The following is an 18,407-nucleotide window of genomic DNA, read 5'->3' as shown; positions in this document are numbered from 1 at the left end:
CAATTCAGGGATAACCGGTTTTAGCGCTTGGTAAGCGGCTAAACAATACGCTTCTTCGCCTTCATGAGTGCTCGCACATAACCAAACCCAACGTTTAGCAAAATAATGTGCTTTTAACTGTTGACCTTGGCTAATTTGTTCGACCGTTATCAAGTTATCAAACTTCATATTACCAAGCGTCGATACTTTTTGGCTGTCAGCACCAATGGCAATAAACCGAGCGCGGTCTACTTCAGTTTGCGCCAAAATCTGTGTCATAGCAGCTAGTGCCGGATGAGTAAGCCAAGGAAGCTTTTGATAGCCTTTAACTGATTTTTCTGACAACCGTCCATTAATGATTAGCAGCGGTATATCGCTGTTTTGGCACGCCGCATAAAGATTAGGCCAAATTTCGGTCTCGACTATAACCGCTAATTTAGGCTGAAAATGCTGTATAAAACGCTGTGTAGCACCGGGCAGGTCATAGGGTAAATAAACATGTTGTACACGTTGCCCTAAGACTTGGCTAACACGCATGGAGCCTGTAGGCGTTGTCGTGGTAACTAAAATAGGCTCAGAATGGTGGTGTTGTACTAAGTCTATAAGTGGGAATAAGGTTTCTATTTCACCGACAGACACGCCATGAAACCAAATCTTGCAGGTGATCGCTGGTGTTAGTGAGTAAACGCCCAAGCGTTCTTGCCAGCGATTAAGATACGCGGGGTTGGTCTTAGCCTTGTAGCGCAGCCTAAGCAACAACAAAGGTGTAGCCAGACAAAATAAGGCGGAATAGACGGAGCGGGCTAGATAACTTAGACAGGCAGCTTGTATGCGCATCTTAACTGCCTAATAGACGAAACAGTATTTGCTCAACAGATTTTGAAACACTAGACGTCATCATCTGACAACGCCTAGCGGTAGCCTGCTCTAAACAAAGCTTTATTGCTTAAGCTTCTGGAGCAATTTTAATCGATAACGTTAACGTAACATCAGAATGTATAGCAATATCAATATCATACTCGCCAGTATGGCGGATTGTACCATTTGGCAAACGGATTTCTTGTTTTTCGACTTTTACTCCGGCTTTAGTAATCGCTTCAGCAATATTAACTGTGCCTACAGAGCCGAATAAGCGACCTTCATCGCCCGCTTTATGGGTAATCACAACATTAAGTTTGCTTAATGCTTCAGCACGTGCTTTAGCTGCAGCCAGTTTCTCAGCCGCTGCTTTTTCAAGTTCCGCACGGCGTTGCTCGAATTCAGCAATTTTGCTAGGTGTTGCCGCGACCGCTTTGCCTTGTGGAATTAAATAATTTCTGCCGTAACCCGGTTTAATCGTTACTTTATCGCCTAAATTACCTAATTTTGTTATTTTTTCGAGAAGAATGACTTCCATTTGTTTGCCTCTGAATCGGTTATGCTTAAAATCAGTCATGCCTAAATCAGTCTGATTTGGCGCTGGTTTGATTAGTTATTTTTCGTAAGTTTAGCCAGGTGTCGACTAGTCCTAATAATGCTATTGGAAGCAATGTATGAGGTACTAGGAATAGCGTTACATACAGCATGGGCACGGTGTAATTGGCAAGCTTCTTACGGGCAAGAATCGTATGCAACACTGCGGCGCCTACAATGGAATATAACGCGAATACTAAAATGGCTATATTCCAAGAGACTTCCGATAACCAGCCTGAGGTCACAAGTGCTAACGCGATAATGCCTATGCTGCCTAGGGCCAATCGAGGATGAGTGCTAAGTGATAAAAATTCTTGTCTGAAACCGCCCGGATTGTACAAGTTCGCTTGCCACCAACGGCCTAAAAACAAGCCAAATAGCAAGCTAAATACCGAACCCGCCGCAACAACGCCGGTTAAATAATGCGCCATGATGTCTAGCGTTACTTCAGCATTATTGAGTTGACTACTATCCGCATTAGGCTTGAATTGCTCAAACATAACCTTCCATGTACTGGCAATGTTTGGGTCATATAAATAATACCCAATCACGCCTAACACGCCTAATAATACCGCAATTTCAACAGCTAACGATAAATGTCGACCTTCTCGTAGAATGATAGAAATCAACCAAACCGGTAACCATAAGACGGCTGCATATGCTAAGGCAAATTGAAAGTTTTTTAACAGCACATAACCTAACAGTGCAGCGGCTAAACTTGAGCTAAATAAAACATACAAGCCTTCCATGCCGCCTCGTCTTAATGTGACAAGCGCAATAGTAGCTGAACTGACAACACTGACCGGAGGAATTATTAATGACAACAGCGCCAGCGACGAGGCTACAGTCATAGCCTGTAATCTTCCACGCATGATGAAGTTAGCCAGGAAATTCATTCCCCCTCCTTAATGAGTTATTTTCTGTGTGCGTCGCAGAAAGGTAACAAAGCGATATAACGCGCGCGTTTAATTGCTGTGCATAATTCTCTCTGATATTTTGCTGAAACGCCGGTAATACGACTAGGTACAATTTTTCCCGTTTCAGTGATGTATTCGTTTAATAAGGCTAAATCCTTATAATCGATTTGTGTATCGCTTTCGCCAGCGCGAGACATTTTTTTGCGTTTGATATTTCTAGCCATGATAAACCTGTAAAGTGTGAATTATTGTGGAGTTGAATCAGCGTTGAAGTCTTCCCCAACTTCATCCAGGTCTAATTCATCATCAGCTAAAGCGACGGCTTCTTTAGCAGTCTCTTTTGCTTTAATTTCAGTTTGTTTGCTCTCTTCTGCAGCGGCAGCAGCAATAGGCGATGTGCCAGTAACCGCATGTTTTTGCAATAGCGTCATACTGCGTAGAATAGCATCATTAAAGCGAAACCCGCTTTCTAATTCGTCTAAAGTAGCTTGATTGCATTCGATATTCATTAACACATAATGTGCTTTATGAATTTTTTTGATGGGATAAGCGAGATGTCTACGTCCCCAGTCTTCTAAGCGGTGTATTGTTCCTGAAGCGGCTTCGATAGACGCTTTATAGCGTTCAATCATCGCAGGGACTTGCGCGCTTTGGTCAGGGTGTACTAAAAAAACAATTTCATAATGTCGCATTAATGGTTCCTTATGGTTAAAGCCTTCTCTCACAAGAAGAGTAAAGCAAGGATAGCAGCTCCTCGCGGAACCAAGCATTATAAAGAGATTTTTTGCTCTTGCATAGATTTTGAAACTAAGCGATTAAAATTGGTGGAGTTTTCACTAACGACTAAAATCCCTTGGTCTTTTAACGGTAATTTCAGCTTGACAAATTATTGGCATCGTAGAGACTAGAACGGTTTAAACAATTTAAGAGTCTTTCGTTGAACGATATATCGATAAGTGTGCTCTTTGGCATACTCTTATTAATGCTTATTCTGTCAGCATTCTTTTCCGGTTCTGAAACATCGCTGATGTCACTTAACCGCTACCGGCTAAGGCATTTAGTCAAATTAAAGCACTCCGGTGCTATTAAAGCCTATCATTTACTACAACGGCCTGATCGTTTGTTAGGCTTAATTTTACTTTGCAATAACTTTGTCAATAACTTTGCAGCCTCAATAGCAACATTGATTGCTATAAAGCTGTATGCAAACGATGAAAGTGCTATAACTGTTGCGACCGGTTTATTAACCTTAGTCATGCTCATTTTTTCTGAAGTATCGCCTAAAACCTTAGCAGCATTTAAGCCTGAAGTATGGGCATTCCCGTCGGCTTGGGTTTATACGGCTTTACTGAAAGTGCTTTATCCCGTCGTCAGCTTTGTTAATTTATTTGTTAGTTTGCTGTTACGGTTAGCCGGTGTTGATGTTAAAAAAAGCCATCACCATGACAAATTAAACAAAGACGAGCTAAAAAGCATTATCGCTGAAGCTGAAAGCTTTATGCCTTTACGCTATCAAAAAAATGTTGCTAGGGATTTTAGACTTAGAATCAGCAACCGTCGAAGATATTATGACGCGGCGTAATGAAATCGTCGGCATAGACTTAGAAATGGGTGTCGAGCACATTATCCAACAGATAAAAGACAGCCCTCATACACAACTGCCTGTTTACAAAAAAAACATTGATAGAGTAATAGGCTTTTTGCATATTAGAAAAGCGTTAGTCAATCTGCATAAAACCGATTTTGATAAACAAGACGTTGTTAATATGTTGACTAAACCCGAGTTTATCCCTGAATCCACACCTGTTCATGCGCAAATGCTGAGATTCAAAAACGATAAAATTCGTATTGGTTTAGTCGTTGATGAATATGGCGACGTGCAAGGCCTCGTCACCTTAAATGATTTATTACAAGAGATTGTGGGCGAGTTAATTACCGATGATTCACCCGCCGCCAGAAAGCAATCTGATGGTAGTTATTTAGTCGATGCCAATATTACCGTGCGAGAGCTCAACAGAATTACCCAATGGTCATTGCCTACCGAAGGCCCTAAAACCTTAAATGGGTTAATTATCGAGTACATGGAAGTTATTCCAGAGCCTGGAACGAGTTTAAATTTACATGGTTATCCGATTGAGATTATACAATGCAGCAATAACACCGTGAAATTAGTGAAGTTTTTATCTAGGTTTAAAACTTAAGACGATAAGTTATTTAATAACCCGCATTTTCTTGGATAACTAAAAAAATTTGCGACTATAATTAGCTCATCATTTCAGGTAGAAAATTGTTGCAATGGCTAAGCTGACTGTTTATTTCAAATATAAAGCGATTGATTCTTACATCTTTGAAAACGGTGTTATTCATATCGGTCGGGATGAAACGAATAATATCGTCATAGATAGTTTGGCGGTAGCGCCTGCTCATGCGGCAATTGTTATTCGCGATGACTCTTGTACGATTAAGCAGTTAAACGAAAGTTTTCCATTGATTATTAATGGCCAACGCATCAAAGAGTGTCAGTTAAACAATAACGATACTATTACTATAGGTAAGCATGATGTTGTTTACAACACCACTGAGTCTGTTGTTGAAGCTAACGAGGATTCGCATGAGGTTGTTGAATCTGTCATTTATGGACGCGAGTCTTTTGATTATGATGCCGAGCATAATTCTCATTTGCCGGCCGCAAGCTTACAAGTGATGAATGGCCAGAATATCGGCAAAGTGTTAACGCTGAAAAAAGCCATGACCCGTTTAGGCTCTAACGGCAATGGCGTCGTGGTAATTACTAAACGTAAAGATGGTTATTTTGTCTCTGCGTTAGAAAATATTGGCAAGCTGGAAGTCAATAACAAGCCTATCGAAAACAGCTATGTTAAATTAAACAACAATGACATGTTGACGATTAATCAAGTCTCGTTGCAATTCTTTTTTAGCTAATACGTTGAAATAATCGCCAGCGCTTCATCGAGCCTGGCGACAAGATGCACTGTTAAACCCTCGATAGGACTTCTAGGTGCATTAGCTTTAGGAATGATAGCCTGAGTAAAGCCATGTTTGACCGCATCATTCAGTCTGGCTAAGCCATTCGCAACAGGTCGAATCTCTCCGCTTAAGCCTAACTCACCAAAAACAATCATATCTTGCGGGATAATCCTGTTCTTTAAGCTCGAAACTATGCCTATCACAATCGCCAAATCCGAGCTGGTTTCACTCACTTTAATACCACCGACCACATTCGCATAGATTTCATCTTGACTGGTATAAATGCCACCATGTTTACCCAATACCGCTAATAACATCGCTAAACGATTTTGCTCAAAACCCATGGCTAAGCGACGCGGATTACCGTATTGACAATCGGTCACTAAGGCTTGAATCTCGACAAGTAACGGCCTTGTTCCTTCCCATAACACCGTGATAACACTACCTGGCGATGGATGTTCTAAGCGATTTAAAAACATCGCCGATGGGTTTTTCACTTCTTTTAAACCTTGGCCGCTCATCGCGAAAAAGCCTAACTCCCCTACACTACCAAAACGATTTTTATCGGCTCTTAACACACGAAATCGGGCATCATCAGTAGCAGTTAACAACACTTGCGCATCGACGATATGACTTAAGGTCATAGGGCCTGCTAAGCTATGGTCTTTGGTGACATGCCCTACCATTAAGATGCAAACATGATTTTTTTTAGCGTATTGGGTGAGCTGGCTAGCACATTCTCTGACTTGAGAAATTGAGCCTGGCGCGGATTGTGTCTCTTCCGTGTACATGACTTGAATAGAATCAATCACTAAGACTTTAGGCTTAACTTCTGAAACTAATTCACAAATACGTTGTACCGACGTTTCCGCCAAAATCATGATTTTTTCTGCCGGTAAATTTAAGCGCTGCGCACGTTCGGCAATTTGTTCTAACGACTCTTCACCCGATACATACAATACGCGAACGTCATGTTCAGCAATATGGGCAATAGCTTGTAATAGCAGCGTGCTTTTGCCGGCACCCGGTGCACCACCGATTAAAATCACGCTGCCCACCACAATCCCACCACCTAAAACACGGTCAAACTCGCCTATGCCGGTAAAAATTCTCTGACAATCGTTTAGGTTAATCTCTGATAATAATTGCACCTCGGAACGGCTACCGGCGTAACCTTCGGTTTTACTGCGATGGCGCTCTGTTTTGATATTGACTTCTTTAAGCGTATTCCACGCGCCACAACTGGTACATTGACCACTCCAGCGCGGATATTCCACACCGCAATCAGTGCAGACAAAAACAAGTTGTGATTTTTTACTCATGAAAGCAATTCTAGGTAACCGGTTTGATAGCTAGGATAAATAAACTCAAAGCCTAGTGCAGTTAGCCGCGTGTTTAAGCAACGCTTATTTTGCGTAGTTGATGCGTCGAAAGGTTTGGCTAAAGGCGGTGTACAACCTAGTCTTGTGCTTAGCCATTGCATAACATCCCACAGTGGCGCCTGATCGTTGTCACAAGCGAGATAACAGTTGTCTAAATCAACGCCTTGTAAGCGCTGTTTTAGTAAGAAGGCTAATACCGCTACGGCATCAGCTTGATGAATACGATTCGTGTAATAAGGCGGCGTTTGTTGAATATAAGGCACTGACCGTGCTAAACGCAATAAATACTCTCGACCAGGCCCGTAAATCCCAGCGAATCTTACAATAACGCTATCAGAACGCGCAGCAAGTACCTGATGTTCTGCTTGCAATAAAAGTTGGCTGGTTATCGCTTTGGGTTGAGTTACCGAGTTTTCATCGACCCATTCGCCTTGGTCTTGGCCATAGACACTGGTTGATGAAACAAAAAACCAAGGGCAGTAAGAAAATTTTTCTAACACATTGCACAGCCCTGCTTGATAGACCTTACGATAATCCGCTTCAGTGCGCGAATCGGCTGCGATAATAAAGAAAACGGCATCGGCTGTTATGCTTAACGATGCTAACATCTGGTCATCGCTAATATCAGCGGCGATAAAGTTTATACCAGGGTAATCAGTGATTTTAGTGCGTTTAATAACAGTCACCTGATGACCACTTTGTGCTAATGTCTGCGCCAAACTAAAGCCTAGCTGGCCACCACCTATCAAGAGAATATTCGCCACGTTACATCATCCGAAAGTCATAACGCACTAGTATACATCTGAGCATAGAGTCTTAGCACTCTCATTCCACGCCGCGTGAAATGAGAGAGAAGCAACGCTTTGTGATTAAAATTTGGGTTCCCAGCTTAAGACGGGACAGGTCATTCAGAACGCAGGGCGCCGTAAATACGTCCCTGTAGGCTTGGCGGCAGCATCCCTGCTGCCGACACCTGCGCCCTAAACGCCCTGTCCCGTCTCAAGTGTGTGTCCTAAAATTTGTCTTGCAAAGGCCAGTCGCGGAAATTAAAAGACTTGACCTTGTTGACGAACGCGTTCGCAATTGGCTAAGTCCAATTCAGCATAAACCCATTGTGGTTGATTCAGCTCGCCGATAGCTAAAATGCCGTTATCAGGAAAGCCTTTATCAACTGGGGTGTAAATAGCCGATGCGCCAATATTAATATCAACGGCTTCCGACCACGGCGCATGACCGACTAAACAAGATTGCACGACATAGCATTGGTTTTCTAAGGCGCGTGCTTGGCAGCCGATTCTAACCCGATAATATCCCGCTAACGTATCGGTACAACTAGGCACTAAAATTAAGCTCGCACCGGCCTCGTTTTGTTTACGCGCCAATAATGGAAATTCACTGTCATAACAAATATTAACTGCGAAACTACCAAATTCCGCCGCAAAGGTTTTCACTGTATCGCCAGCACTAATCAACCAGATTTCATTTTCAAACCGCGTCATAATCATCTTATCTTGATAATCGCTACGCCCATCTGGCATAAACCAATAAGCACGATTAACATAAGCGCCGGTTGCTAATTTGACTGGGAACGAACCCGCAAGAATAGTGCAGTGATAGTGCGCAGCTAAGCGGGTAAACAACGCAATATAATCAGGCAAAACCGTTTGCAATGCAGTGAGTTGTTTGGATAACGAAGAATACACCTCAACACCAAATAGCGAAGCTAACTCCATGCTCGCATATTCAGGGAACACCAGTAACGTCGCTTGATTAGCACTCGCTTCGGCTACCCAACGCGTGGCTTTATCAACAAATTCTTGCCAGTCAGAAAAAAAACCAACATCGTATTGAGCGCTTGCAATTTTAATTGTCATGTTTTAACCAAAAAGTCATCGGTTTTGGAGTTTCATCTTCGTCATCTAAATCCTTCCACAAATAAGTCGTTCTTAGCTCAGGATGTTTGACATAACCGCGCTTATTCCAAAACGCATCCAACGGCACATAGTCTTTAGGACGGCGCGGATGGTCAATAGGTCGTTCCACACAACAAAACGTAATATGCTTAAACCCGCCTAAATCGCGCGCATGGGCTTCTCGTTCCTCAAAAAAGCGTACCCCAATCCCAAGACCTCGATAGGCTTTATTCAATACCGATTCGCTGCAATAAAATACTTGCTCTAAATCGTAATAATGCTCGATAAACGGTTTTTTTAATTCCTCGGTTTCGTATTTCATCGGCAGAGCGGTTGACGCACCGACAACTTTGTCATCATCAAGCGCTAATACAATAACGCTCTCAGGATTATCAATATAAGTTTGAAGGTATTTTTGTTCATATTCTAAAGTGCCATCGTAAAGATAAGGAAAATCTCTAAACACCTCTATGCGTAAGCGAGCTAAATCAGGAATCCAACGCTGTAAAGCCTGACCGCTGCAACGTTCTATGCGTATATTGTTTGACATAAGCACTCAACAATCAAAACGGTTATTTTATCGAACTTGTTGAGTCCAGGTAAGAGTTGTTAAATCGTTTTTTCGGCAATCCTTCTAAGATGAGATGGTATTAGCTCCTAGAATAGCTGAGGTCAGAGCGCTCTGCACCCTCTTATAGGTAATTTTGCTGTTGCTAACTTGCTAACACACAACTCAAAATATTATTGCAGTAGTATAATTTTTTTGGTAGATATAAAGAAACTATTCTAATTACTAGTGAGCGCTCATGAACCAATCGCTATCTCGCTTCAATATCAGTCGATCTGCTGCAGCTACCATCGCTGCAATGGGGGGGCCTTCGTTACTGCGGTGATGCTCGATCCAGTGTTTTCTGTAGCGGCAGCCGGGCTGAGTGCTGGACTCGCGAAACAGGCTGAGGAAGTGCTCGAATCCGCTATTACTCGCTCCGAACTCAAACGAGCTGAAACGGTAGTCAAGCATCTTGCCGAGGTGATGGAGCGCCGAATTCAGAATGGCGAACGACTTCGTCCAGACTTCGCAATATCGGACTCGGAAACGACACCCATTGGACTGGAGCAACTAGAGGCGATCGTTCAAAAGGCTCGTGCTTCTTATGAGGAACGCAAGCTTCCCTATATGGGAAACCTATACGCAAATGTCGCGCTGGATCAAAGTGTAAGCCGAACAGAAGCTAATCATTTAGTTTTGCTATCTGAATCTCTGACTTTCTCTCAGTACGGATTACTAAGACTTTTCGCACAACACGGTTCCATCCCGCTTCGCGAACATCGCCTGGATGAGCTTCCTGGAGTAACCACTGAACAGTGGTCTCTTTACGAATTATGCGCTGACTTGTGGAATCGCCGGTTGATCAAACGACTTATGCGAGGCAGTTCGGATAACTATGAAACTGAGCTTGGTCAAAACGGTATCATTCCGGCCGATGTGCAGTTAACAACTTTTGGCGAGCGGGTGCACGATACTTTGGGGCTTCACACTATGCCGGAACTTGACTATATGTATATGGCGCCCATCATATGAACACTAACCCGGAGCGGGTCGGGATGACCTTACAAGTGTAGTTTTTTCACCCAACAGCACCCACTGCAATTTCCTGCAAGCTAGGCCATGCTTCCGGTTGCCCCAGCTTAACCGGGAGACGCTGATGGTTAAGCAAAGCCGTAATAATCAAAGACCAACCATGTTGGAAAACACCCACTATCCGCTAGCGTTTTCCACGCCGCCGTACCGTACCTGGAACCGAAGGTTTTCAATGCCTCACAGTGTGTTGTCGGTTTGAGCTTCCGCCGCACTACCGGCTGACAGCAACCACCAGGTCGAGATGACAATCGCCATCCACAATCGCTCGGCGCGTTCAGGAGTATCCATGCGCGTGTGTTGCCACTGCTAACCACTCCGCTTAGTATGCTTGAAGCCCTGTTCTATCCAGGCCATCAAGCCGTACCAACAAGCATCCGCGCATTCGTGTGGCAAATCGGTCAAGACCATAACTTGACCCCATAACACCTAGCAAGGTATATACTGCACCGGTCACACCTCAGGTTTTATAGCTGGTGGTTACAGTGCTACGGCAACTGTTGTTTTAAGAGAAGGAGAGAAAGATGATTGCAACGCGATTGTTAAAGCAGTTGTTGAGTAATACTGTTATTTGCGCAGTTGGAGCAATCTTAGCTTTTGCTGGACAATCTCCCGCAGCCTGGGCTTTAGGTGGTGCTGAGTCTATGGATAGACCGAGTGCTAAAACCTTGCCAGAACCGCTTTACCCTAGTGATAAACCGGAGCAGGCATTTGAATTACCTAAGCTACCTGAATCTGAGCGCACAGATAAAGCCAATGATCGCCAGTTATTTATTAAGCACATACGTCTACAAGGTAATCAAGCAGTAAGCACAGAGCAATTAACACCACTGCTTCAGCCTTATTTAAACCGCAAGGTTTTTCTTTATGAGATAGAAGCCTTACGGCAGGAGCTTAGCCGTTATTATATCGATAAAGGCTTTATCAATTCGGGCGCTGTTATAACCGCCGATGCCTATCACAACGATGAGTTACAAATAAAGCTTATTGAAGGGCGCTTAGATGAGGTACGTGTTAAAGGTTTAGAGGGTTTACGCGCAGGCTATGTCATTAACCGGCTTAAGCGTGATGATGACGCGCCGTTTAATGTACTTGAGCTACAAGAAAACTTTCAAATGCTGTTAAAAGACCCGTTGATTAGTCGTATGAATGGCCGTATCTTGCCAGGCGAAAGCCTAGGCCATAGTGTTTAGCGGTCGATGTAACACGCGCTAAACCTTATCAACTGAGTTTTTTTGGTAACAACCAGCGACCACCGTCTATTGGCGGCGAAGCCTTTGGCTTAACTGGGCAAGTCTGGAACTTAACCGGTTGGGGCGATAGCATGGATTTTACCTTTGTTACCAGCGATGGCGCTCAGCGCTATGCGGGGGGGTTTAGCTTGCCTATTTCTGATTCGGGTACTCAGTTTTTTTTCCATTTTGACGAGGGTGATGCTGTTATTGTCGAAGCACCGATAAATAAGCTAGATATTAAAAGCCAAGTCCATAGTCTTGAAGGCGGCCTCAGTTATCCGTTTATCCAGAGCTTAAAAACCAATTTAACCGCTGGCGTGTCACTAGCGGTGCGTGAAAATGAAACAAGCTTGTTAGGTAGGCCTGAGCCGTTCGTGCCTGGTGAGCCATCGGGGCGTAATCAAGCCACAGTTTGGCGGATTTTTCATGACTTTTTACACTATTGGGATAACCATGCCTTGGCGTTACGCTCAAGTTTTAGCGTGGGCATGGACGCATTCGGTGCGACTAAAGAACGCTCCGTGCCAAAAGAATTGCAAGTGATTACCTCAGAATACCCTGATAGCGAGTTTTTTGCCTGGCTAGGACAAGCACAATACGCGTGGCGGTTTTTAGATAATGGCAGCCAATTTTTATTACGCAGTAATATACAATTAAGCGATGAACCGTTATTACCGTTAGAGCAAATCGCCATCGGCGGTATGCATACCGTGCGTGGGTACCGTGAAAACCAATTAGTCCGCGACCAAGGGTTTAGTGTGTCGGCTGAATTTCGTATTCCGCTATTAGAGCCAGGACGACAGCAATTACAGTTGATACCGTTTATGGATTATGGCGAGGCGTGGAATCATTTCCCTCAACCCAGTGAACAAGGTAGTAACGCGTTGCATTCGGTCGGGATTGGTTTTGAATGGCGTTATCAACCGCTGCTCGTTGAATTTTATTATGGTCATGCCTTGCTAACACCACAAAACAAGCAATCTAAAGATATTCAAGATGATGGCATCCATTTTCAAGCGCGCTGGGATGTTTTTTAACAGTATGTCTAATACGTTAGGAGCCTGTTATGGCTAACTTAGCACTATTTCTTATTTTATGGCTGCCCAGTGTGTTGGTCTTAGCCCAACCTCACGACACTGTGAGCACGATAAACCAAGCGCAACAAGAATACCAACATGGCCGTTATTGGTTAGCGCTGGACACGTTATCGCAACTTGATGAGCAACAAGCCGATGTTCAAGGGCTTAAAGGCCTAATTCACTACCGTATGCGGCATTTTGAATCAGCAGAAACGCTGCTGAATACGGCATTAAAAAATCACCATGTAGCAAAATCTTCCGTACCTTGGCTTATGGCGTTAGCGGAAATACATGCACAACGCGGCTTAATCGATGAAGCCAAAGCACTTTATCAGCGCGCACTATTAACCAGCGATAACCAGGCATTAAGCTTAAGTATTCAGTTAGGCCAAATTGCGTTATTACCAGTATCAGAACAATTACCAGCACTAAATCAATTGCAACCTAAGCTCATAGCTTTAGCTAAAAATGTTGAACGTAGCCGATTGCTATTAAACATGGCCGCACAAGCTCAGCGTCAAGGCGAACCAGGACTTAAGTTGGCTTATGACAGTTATCAACACGTCTTAACCGACGCTAGCACGCAAGACACCGGATTAACTGCAGCCAGTTTAGATGGTTTAGCACAGCTTTATGAAAATCAACAGCGCTACGAAGAGGCCTACCGCTTAAATCAAGACGGGTTAGCCGCTGCATTAGAGGCTGAAGACGAGCCGTTGTTAATTATGCTGGAATGGCGGCACGGGCGATTAGCTAACACTTTGCAACGCCGCGCGGAAGCTATTAGCGCGTATCAAAATGCGATTCAACATATTGCTGCCATACGCAAAGATATTCCGGTTGAATATCACAATGGTCGTTCTTCGTTTAGAGAATTACTAGAGCCGGTGTATTTAGGCTTAGCAGACTTGTTATTGCAACAAGCGCGTGACAGTCAAAGCGCTCAAAAAACACACTTATTAAAGCAAGCACGTGAAACAGTAGAGCTGATTAAACTTGCCGAGCTTGAAGATTATCTCGGTGGCCGTTGTGGCGTGCAAAGCCGACAAGCTGAACTAGACCACGTATTAACAGCGACTACGGCAGTAGTGTATCCCATTTTATTGCCTGAACGGCTTGAGTTATTGGTAGGCAATGGTGCAGCGTTAGAGCATGTCAGCGTCAATGTCAGCGCGGCGGAATTACAGCAATATTCCCAAACGCTTCGCGAAAAGCTTACGCAAAGGCAGTGGCGCAAGTTTAGCATTAGCTCAGCAATTGCACCGCTGGCTCATCGAACCTATTAGTCCTTGGCTAAAACAAAACCATATTAACACCTTAGTCCTCGTTCCAGATGGTGTGTTGCGCTTAATTCCACCTGCTGCGTTACATGATGGACAGCATTATTTAATTGAATCTTATGCCGTTTCTGTGTCACAGGGCTTAAGCTTAAGTTTAGCGCCTAGCTTACAATCGCACGAGTTTTAAAGCCTTATTGGCAGGCATGAGTAAGCCGGGGCGCGTGATAGAAAATTTACCGACTAATATGCTAAAAGCACTATCCGCTTCTAGCGAGCGAGGCCGAGGCAACACACAAAGCCGTGCCTTGCCTATAGACGAGGTAAACACTCGTAGCCTAGACGTAGACAGAGACTTAACAGTACAGCGCTTAATGAATACGCCAGCATTCCGACAAAAACTCACTGAACAATTAAGTTTGCCGGGGGTTGATGAGGAGATACACCAACTCAGCCAACAAATGCCGAATACTACACTTAAAAATGAGAATTTTACTGTTGAGGAATTTAAGCAACAGGCATTAACAGAGCCTTATTCAGTGGTGCATATTGCATCACACGGGGTATTTGGTAAAACCGCTGAAACCAGTTTTGTCATGGCTTATGATAATTTAATCAATATTAATGAATTAGAAAGCTTATTAAAAAGCTATAAATTTCAACAACAACCGATTTCATTGATTACCTTAAGCGCCTGTCAAACGGCTGAAGGCGACGATAGAGCACCACTAGGTTTAATCGGTATCGCGTTAAAAGCCAACGTCGGTAGTGCCTTAGGCAGCTTATGGCCGGTTTCCGATGAAGCCGCTTCATTATTAATGACTGAGTTTTATCGTGGCTTAACTCAGCCTGGCATTGGCAAAGCCGAAGCGTTACGACAAGCTCAAATCAAATTATTAAAACGTAGCGATTTAGCGAATCCGTTTTATTGGTCGCCGTTTATTTTGGCAGGCAATTGGTTATGACGATGACATCAATGCATAGATTAATATGGCTTGGGTTACTCCTATTACCAAGATTAGCATCGTCTAATGGCTTGGTAACAGATGGCAGCGTAGGCGCAGCTAAAACGCTTACCGGTGATTACGTGCTCATCCCACAAAGCTTAGGAACGACTACAGGACGTAATTTATTTCATAGTTTTACCGATTTTTCGATTAAACCAGGGCAAATCGTCGAGTTCACTGGTAGTGCCGCGTTAAAAAAACGTTATTACTCGTGTCACTGGCTTAGAACGCTCGATGATTAACGGTAAATTAGCATCGAGTATTCCGAATGCCGATTTTTACTTAATCAATCCGAATGGCATTATTTTCGGCGAACATGCGGTACTCGATGTGCCGGGCTCTTTTCATGCAACTACCGCCGACCAATTAACCTTTAACGATGGTAAAGCGTTTAATGCCGAATTAAACACTGCTAGCCAATTAAGCAGCGCTACACCATCGGCGTTTGGCTTTTTGGGGACATCGGCGGTTAATAATGGCTTAATCGCGTTAGAAGGCGCGCGCTTACTAGCAGAAAATGGCAAGACTCTGGCATTCGTAGCGGGCAATATTCACATACACAGCTTACCTACGCAAGAGCCTTGGTTAGTGGCGCCTGAAGGTGACGTGCAACTAATCGCTAGCCAAGGTAAAGCTGAGTTTAGTCTTGCTCATGGTTTTGGCGCTACCTTACCAACTCAAGCTAATGCAGGTGACATTATTATTGATGGGCGTTCAGGGGCTGATTATGCCGATTTATATACCGCTGGCAACGGTGCAGGGCGCATGAATTTATGGGCAGATAGCATTAACTTGTTTAATACTCGCTTGATTAATTCCAATAACGGCGATGTGTCAGCGCGTTCTAACCTTAAAGGGATTTATGTAACAGCGCGCGAACTGAATTTATTCGATAGCGTCCTCGCTGCTTATGCTAATGCAAAAGGCGATGCGGCTAGCATTAATCTATTCGCGCAACAGCTTAATTTATCGGATAGCAGCATTATTTCCACTGCAAAAAGCAGCGGTCGTACCAGCCTTATTGATATTGACGCTCAGCGCTTAACAATTAATAGCCGTCATTTCGATACAGGAATTTTCTCTGACGTAGGATTTAATGCCTCCGGTAGTAGCCGCTCTATTACTATAAATGCTAAAGAATTACAGGTCACAGGTGGTCTAATCAGCTCAGAAACATTAGGAAGCGGTGCGGCTGGAACGATAGATATTGACGCTGAGCAGATTCATGTCAAGCGCGGTGGTCAAATTGCCACATCAACTTACGCGAGTGGTGCCGCTGGCACTATTAATATCAACACCGATGGACTGTATATAGAACAAGGTAGTCGTGCGCTAACCGGTATTTTTTCCGATGCAATTAAAGGCACGGGTGATGCGGGCCTGGTTAACATTAAGGCTAATCAACTCAAAATCGCTAGCGGTGGTCAGATTAGTTCATTAACTGAAGCCGAAGGGGATGCTGGCCGGGTGCAAATCCATGCCGACACGCTTGAAATTGATGGCGGTGGCGCTAAACAAGATTTTACTGGGATTTTCTCAGCGGTATTATCCGATAGTCCAGGGCGCGGCGGTGTCGTCGATATTAAAGGCCGAGAAGCTGTGATTGCTAACGGTGGCTCTATTAGCTCGTCTACTTGGGGCAAAGGTGACGCCGGACGTGTGAAGGTTGATTTCGAAACCTTAACAATAAAAGGCGACGATTGGCGCTCAAACACCGGTATTCAATCCTCCGCATTATGGGGTAGCAGCGGTAATGCGGGATTGGTACGCGTTCTCGCCAAACACTTAACTATATTCAGCGGTGGCAGTATTTTTACCAATGCCATCGGACGTGGCGGGGCTGGCACGATTAAGATTGACGCCGATACCTTATTAATCGACGGTCAGAATCAAGACTTTACGGGTGTGTTAGCTTTCAAAGGGCCTGAATCACAGGGCGCTAGCGGTCATGTTAAAATCAACGTGGATAACTGGATGAGGCTAAATCAAGGCGTGATTAATCTCAGTAGTACGGCTAATGATACATCGACGTCCAGCGTTAACATTTCAACACCTATTCTTGAACTCGCTGATTCCAAAATAGCAACCGATACCTTATTTGGCGATGGCGGACATATTCGAGTCGATGTCACAGATTTATTGCATCTACAAAACTCATTACTCTTAACAACCGTCCATAACAGCGATGGCAACGGCGGTAATATCCAGGTTAATGCTCATAACATTGTCATGGAAAATAGCGCCTTACAAGCCAACGCCCAATCCGGTAAAGGCGGCACTATCAACGTCAATGCGTCAGCGTTAATACCCAATGGCAACTCATTATTAATAGGTGGCGCATCGGTGTTATGGTCACCGTCTATTTTCGGCTTTAATGTTATTCAAGCAGCGTCCAAAACCGGCGTCAGCGGTCGAATTAATCTAGCCTCGCCACAATTAAACTTAAGCGGCGTATTAGCAATTTAGGCAGTCCCGAATTTGACGCAGAAACCTTGAACCATGATGCCTGTGATAACCAGCAAGGCAGCTCGCTAACGGCTGTGGGTTCTGGTGGTTTGAGACGTGAGATGGTTGATAACGGTTTTTAGTTGGGTGTTGGCTTTCAGCTCTTAATCGAATCACGTTTGGCGAATGAAAAGAGTTTGATTAATGTGTCACACCTCACCGCAATGCGACGTATAGAACAAACCCTAAGACGAACGTACACGTTGCTCTGACGTAAGACACTGACCTACACGCTCCGCCGGCGTACCAACGAGTTGTAGCGTGAATGCCGGGGCTTCAAATTCGATTAAGCCCTGCGGCCAATGGATAGGGATTGACCAGCGAAAAGACTGATACCCTGTAGAAAATACTAGAGGTTCACGATGAATATCGTAAATCATGAACGGACACATACCAGCAGAACACATTTTGTAGTCAAGTTCTAGCCTGAGATTGAAAGTGTCGTGAAAGGTTAACTCGGCAGCACAAACCGTAAACACAAAGGCATTACCTTCATGCACCCATTCAAGTATGTAGTCGATGTCGAGCACGAGTTCTGCCGTACCATCACTTTCATTGAACGATGCGAAGCGAAGGCCATGGATATGGACATCATGCCACGAGAGTAAATCAAAATCTTCTGTATGCCAAAGTGTACGATCAGTCATAGTCAACATCCTATAAATCCTAAGTTAGAAAACCATTAGCATAAATACACCACCATGCCTAATTGATGCTGTGAGCAATGGGCAATAAACGACTTCAATATGTTGAAGTATTCAGCAATATAGTCAAAGCCTTCCTCGCTATCTCTAAGCCAAATTTTCGGATAGATATTCAATTTTTCCATAGCCCTTGGGTCATAGTTGTTTCGCAAATCCTCGACGGTGAGCTTAGCGAGCCGTTCATGAATGGCTTTCACGGTATTGCTATCGATTAGCCTTGCAGGCCCATAGCCGACCTCTACCTTTCCTGCCATTTGTCCGCCAAGCGTAATAAAATCCATCGGTGGTTCTGCTTTATAGCTGGTTTTGTTAAGACAGTAATGTATGCCT

General features: G+C 44.0%; 20 protein-coding genes and 2 pseudogenes. 11 read left to right on the top strand and 11 right to left on the bottom strand.

The window, feature by feature from the left end; genetic code table 11:
* The 5 genes from VZ94_RS13630 to rpsF all read right to left on the bottom strand — a co-directional run.
* Nucleotides 1-816: 3-deoxy-D-manno-octulosonic acid transferase (locus VZ94_RS13630; protein WP_045779648.1), on the bottom strand; the 816-nt coding region annotated here is incomplete at its 3' end.
* Nucleotides 817-925: 109 nt separating this feature from the next.
* A complete protein-coding gene (gene rplI, locus VZ94_RS13625) occupies nt 926-1,375 on the bottom strand; it encodes a 50S ribosomal protein L9 (protein WP_045779647.1) in 450 nt (149 codons plus the stop codon).
* A 46-nt stretch (nt 1,376-1,421) separates the two neighbouring features.
* On the bottom strand, nt 1,422-2,327 hold the full coding sequence (locus VZ94_RS13620) for a DUF2232 domain-containing protein (protein ID WP_045779646.1): 906 nt from the start codon (nt 2,325-2,327) through the stop codon (nt 1,422-1,424).
* 17 nt (nt 2,328-2,344) lie between these two features.
* Nucleotides 2,345-2,572 carry a 30S ribosomal protein S18 gene (rpsR, locus tag VZ94_RS13615; RefSeq protein WP_045779645.1) on the bottom strand — a complete coding sequence of 76 codons (228 nt, stop codon included), beginning with the start codon at nt 2,570-2,572 and terminating at the stop codon, nt 2,345-2,347.
* Between the two features lie 21 nt (nt 2,573-2,593).
* The gene (gene rpsF / locus VZ94_RS13610) at nt 2,594-3,040 is read right to left on the bottom strand and encodes a 30S ribosomal protein S6 (RefSeq protein WP_045779649.1); all 447 of its coding nucleotides are present in this window, start codon (nt 3,038-3,040) and stop codon (nt 2,594-2,596) included.
* A 290-nt stretch (nt 3,041-3,330) separates the two neighbouring features.
* Here rpsF and VZ94_RS32190 point away from each other — a divergent pair, with 290 nt between their 5' ends.
* The 3 genes from VZ94_RS32190 (at nt 3,331) to VZ94_RS13600 (ending at nt 5,291) form a co-directional block, all read left to right on the top strand.
* Nucleotides 3,331-3,930 carry a CNNM domain-containing protein gene (locus VZ94_RS32190; protein WP_338040409.1) on the top strand — a complete coding sequence of 200 codons (600 nt, stop codon included), beginning with the start codon at nt 3,331-3,333 and terminating at the stop codon, nt 3,928-3,930.
* Nucleotides 3,869-4,549, top strand: a complete 681-nt coding sequence (locus VZ94_RS32185; protein ID WP_338040408.1) for a transporter associated domain-containing protein — start codon at nt 3,869-3,871, stop codon at nt 4,547-4,549. The genes VZ94_RS32190 and VZ94_RS32185 overlap by 62 nt, the downstream gene beginning before the upstream one ends.
* Before the next feature lie 94 nt (nt 4,550-4,643).
* Complete coding sequence (locus VZ94_RS13600) at nt 4,644-5,291, top strand: FHA domain-containing protein (RefSeq protein ID WP_045779644.1); 648 nt, start codon at nt 4,644-4,646, stop codon at nt 5,289-5,291.
* Here VZ94_RS13600 and radA read toward each other — a convergent pair.
* From radA to VZ94_RS13580, 4 genes and pseudogenes are all read right to left on the bottom strand, one after another.
* A complete protein-coding gene (gene radA / locus VZ94_RS13595; RefSeq protein ID WP_045779643.1) occupies nt 5,288-6,658 on the bottom strand; it encodes a DNA repair protein RadA in 1,371 nt (456 codons plus the stop codon). The genes VZ94_RS13600 and radA overlap by 4 nt on opposite strands.
* On the bottom strand, nt 6,655-7,482 hold the full coding sequence (locus VZ94_RS13590; protein ID WP_045779642.1) for an NAD-dependent epimerase/dehydratase family protein: 828 nt from the start codon (nt 7,480-7,482) through the stop codon (nt 6,655-6,657). The genes radA and VZ94_RS13590 overlap by 4 nt, the downstream gene beginning before the upstream one ends.
* A gap of 248 nt (nt 7,483-7,730) precedes the next feature.
* A pseudogene (locus VZ94_RS13585) lies at nt 7,731-8,592 on the bottom strand (carbon-nitrogen hydrolase family protein).
* Nucleotides 8,582-9,181, bottom strand: a complete 600-nt coding sequence (locus VZ94_RS13580) for a GNAT family N-acetyltransferase (protein ID WP_045779641.1) — start codon at nt 9,179-9,181, stop codon at nt 8,582-8,584. Before VZ94_RS13580 ends, VZ94_RS13585 begins: the two are co-directional and overlap by 11 nt.
* Before the next feature lie 246 nt (nt 9,182-9,427).
* Between VZ94_RS13580 and VZ94_RS13575 the strand changes: the two genes are divergently transcribed.
* From VZ94_RS13575 to VZ94_RS13540, 8 genes and pseudogenes are all read left to right on the top strand, one after another.
* Nucleotides 9,428-10,213 carry a hypothetical protein gene (locus VZ94_RS13575; protein ID WP_131655565.1) on the top strand — a complete coding sequence of 262 codons (786 nt, stop codon included), beginning with the start codon at nt 9,428-9,430 and terminating at the stop codon, nt 10,211-10,213.
* A 581-nt stretch (nt 10,214-10,794) separates the two neighbouring features.
* Nucleotides 10,795-11,463, top strand: coding sequence for a POTRA domain-containing protein (locus VZ94_RS13570; RefSeq protein WP_045779639.1), 669 nt, complete (start codon nt 10,795-10,797; stop codon nt 11,461-11,463).
* A gap of 11 nt (nt 11,464-11,474) precedes the next feature.
* Nucleotides 11,475-12,542, top strand: a pseudogene (locus VZ94_RS13565) (ShlB/FhaC/HecB family hemolysin secretion/activation protein); the annotation flags it as partial.
* 29 nt (nt 12,543-12,571) lie between these two features.
* Complete coding sequence (locus VZ94_RS26000) at nt 12,572-13,870, top strand: tetratricopeptide repeat protein (protein WP_045779637.1); 1,299 nt, start codon at nt 12,572-12,574, stop codon at nt 13,868-13,870.
* Nucleotides 13,842-14,051 carry a CHAT domain-containing protein gene (locus tag VZ94_RS13555; protein ID WP_045779636.1) on the top strand — a complete coding sequence of 70 codons (210 nt, stop codon included), beginning with the start codon at nt 13,842-13,844 and terminating at the stop codon, nt 14,049-14,051. The genes VZ94_RS26000 and VZ94_RS13555 overlap by 29 nt, the downstream gene beginning before the upstream one ends.
* Before the next feature lie 16 nt (nt 14,052-14,067).
* Nucleotides 14,068-14,826, top strand: a complete 759-nt coding sequence (locus VZ94_RS13550) for a CHAT domain-containing protein (RefSeq protein WP_045779635.1) — start codon at nt 14,068-14,070, stop codon at nt 14,824-14,826.
* Entirely contained in the window at nt 14,823-15,110 is a 288-nt protein-coding gene (locus tag VZ94_RS13545) for a hypothetical protein (RefSeq protein WP_045779634.1), read from the top strand. The genes VZ94_RS13550 and VZ94_RS13545 overlap by 4 nt, the downstream gene beginning before the upstream one ends.
* Complete coding sequence (locus VZ94_RS13540) at nt 15,103-17,334, top strand: two-partner secretion domain-containing protein (protein ID WP_045779633.1); 2,232 nt, start codon at nt 15,103-15,105, stop codon at nt 17,332-17,334. Before VZ94_RS13545 ends, VZ94_RS13540 begins: the two co-directional genes overlap by 8 nt.
* 224 nt (nt 17,335-17,558) lie before the next feature.
* On the opposite strand, the gene VZ94_RS13535 is transcribed toward VZ94_RS13540, so the two are convergent.
* Both VZ94_RS13535 and VZ94_RS13530 read right to left on the bottom strand, forming a co-directional pair.
* Nucleotides 17,559-18,020 carry a hypothetical protein gene (locus VZ94_RS13535; RefSeq protein WP_131655563.1) on the bottom strand — a complete coding sequence of 154 codons (462 nt, stop codon included), beginning with the start codon at nt 18,018-18,020 and terminating at the stop codon, nt 17,559-17,561.
* Nucleotides 18,021-18,055: 35 nt separating this feature from the next.
* On the bottom strand, nt 18,056-18,407 hold a 352-nt coding region (locus VZ94_RS13530; RefSeq protein ID WP_045779631.1), incomplete at its 5' end, for a YfbM family protein.

The sequence above is a fragment of the Methylocucumis oryzae genome (assembly GCF_000963695.1).
Classification (GTDB): Bacteria; Pseudomonadota; Gammaproteobacteria; order Methylococcales; family Methylomonadaceae; genus Methylovulum; species Methylovulum oryzae.
Note: the sequence above shows the minus strand (reverse complement) of the source record. Positions and strands in the feature narration are given on the sequence as shown.

What these genes read in the sequence shown, in the direction of transcription:
- rplI (WP_045779647.1), bottom strand. Translation starts at nt 1,375, where the DNA reads ATGGAAGTCATTCTTCTCGAAAAAATAACAAAATTAGGTAATTTAGGC.
- VZ94_RS13620 (WP_045779646.1), bottom strand. Translation starts at nt 2,327, where the DNA reads ATGAATTTCCTGGCTAACTTCATCATGCGTGGAAGATTACAGGCTATG.
- rpsR (WP_045779645.1), bottom strand. Translation starts at nt 2,572, where the DNA reads ATGGCTAGAAATATCAAACGCAAAAAAATGTCTCGCGCTGGCGAAAGC.
- rpsF (WP_045779649.1), bottom strand. Translation starts at nt 3,040, where the DNA reads ATGCGACATTATGAAATTGTTTTTTTAGTACACCCTGACCAAAGCGCG.
- VZ94_RS32190 (WP_338040409.1), top strand. Translation starts at nt 3,331, where the DNA reads ATGCTTATTCTGTCAGCATTCTTTTCCGGTTCTGAAACATCGCTGATG.
- VZ94_RS32185 (WP_338040408.1), top strand. Translation starts at nt 3,869, where the DNA reads ATGTTGCTAGGGATTTTAGACTTAGAATCAGCAACCGTCGAAGATATT.
- VZ94_RS13600 (WP_045779644.1), top strand. Translation starts at nt 4,644, where the DNA reads ATGGCTAAGCTGACTGTTTATTTCAAATATAAAGCGATTGATTCTTAC.
- radA (WP_045779643.1), bottom strand. Translation starts at nt 6,658, where the DNA reads ATGAGTAAAAAATCACAACTTGTTTTTGTCTGCACTGATTGCGGTGTG.
- VZ94_RS13580 (WP_045779641.1), bottom strand. Translation starts at nt 9,181, where the DNA reads ATGTCAAACAATATACGCATAGAACGTTGCAGCGGTCAGGCTTTACAG.
- VZ94_RS13570 (WP_045779639.1), top strand. Translation starts at nt 10,795, where the DNA reads ATGATTGCAACGCGATTGTTAAAGCAGTTGTTGAGTAATACTGTTATT.
- VZ94_RS26000 (WP_045779637.1), top strand. Translation starts at nt 12,572, where the DNA reads ATGGCTAACTTAGCACTATTTCTTATTTTATGGCTGCCCAGTGTGTTG.
- VZ94_RS13550 (WP_045779635.1), top strand. Translation starts at nt 14,068, where the DNA reads ATGAGTAAGCCGGGGCGCGTGATAGAAAATTTACCGACTAATATGCTA.
- VZ94_RS13545 (WP_045779634.1), top strand. Translation starts at nt 14,823, where the DNA reads ATGACGATGACATCAATGCATAGATTAATATGGCTTGGGTTACTCCTA.
- VZ94_RS13540 (WP_045779633.1), top strand. Translation starts at nt 15,103, where the DNA reads ATGATTAACGGTAAATTAGCATCGAGTATTCCGAATGCCGATTTTTAC.
- VZ94_RS13535 (WP_131655563.1), bottom strand. Translation starts at nt 18,020, where the DNA reads ATGACTGATCGTACACTTTGGCATACAGAAGATTTTGATTTACTCTCG.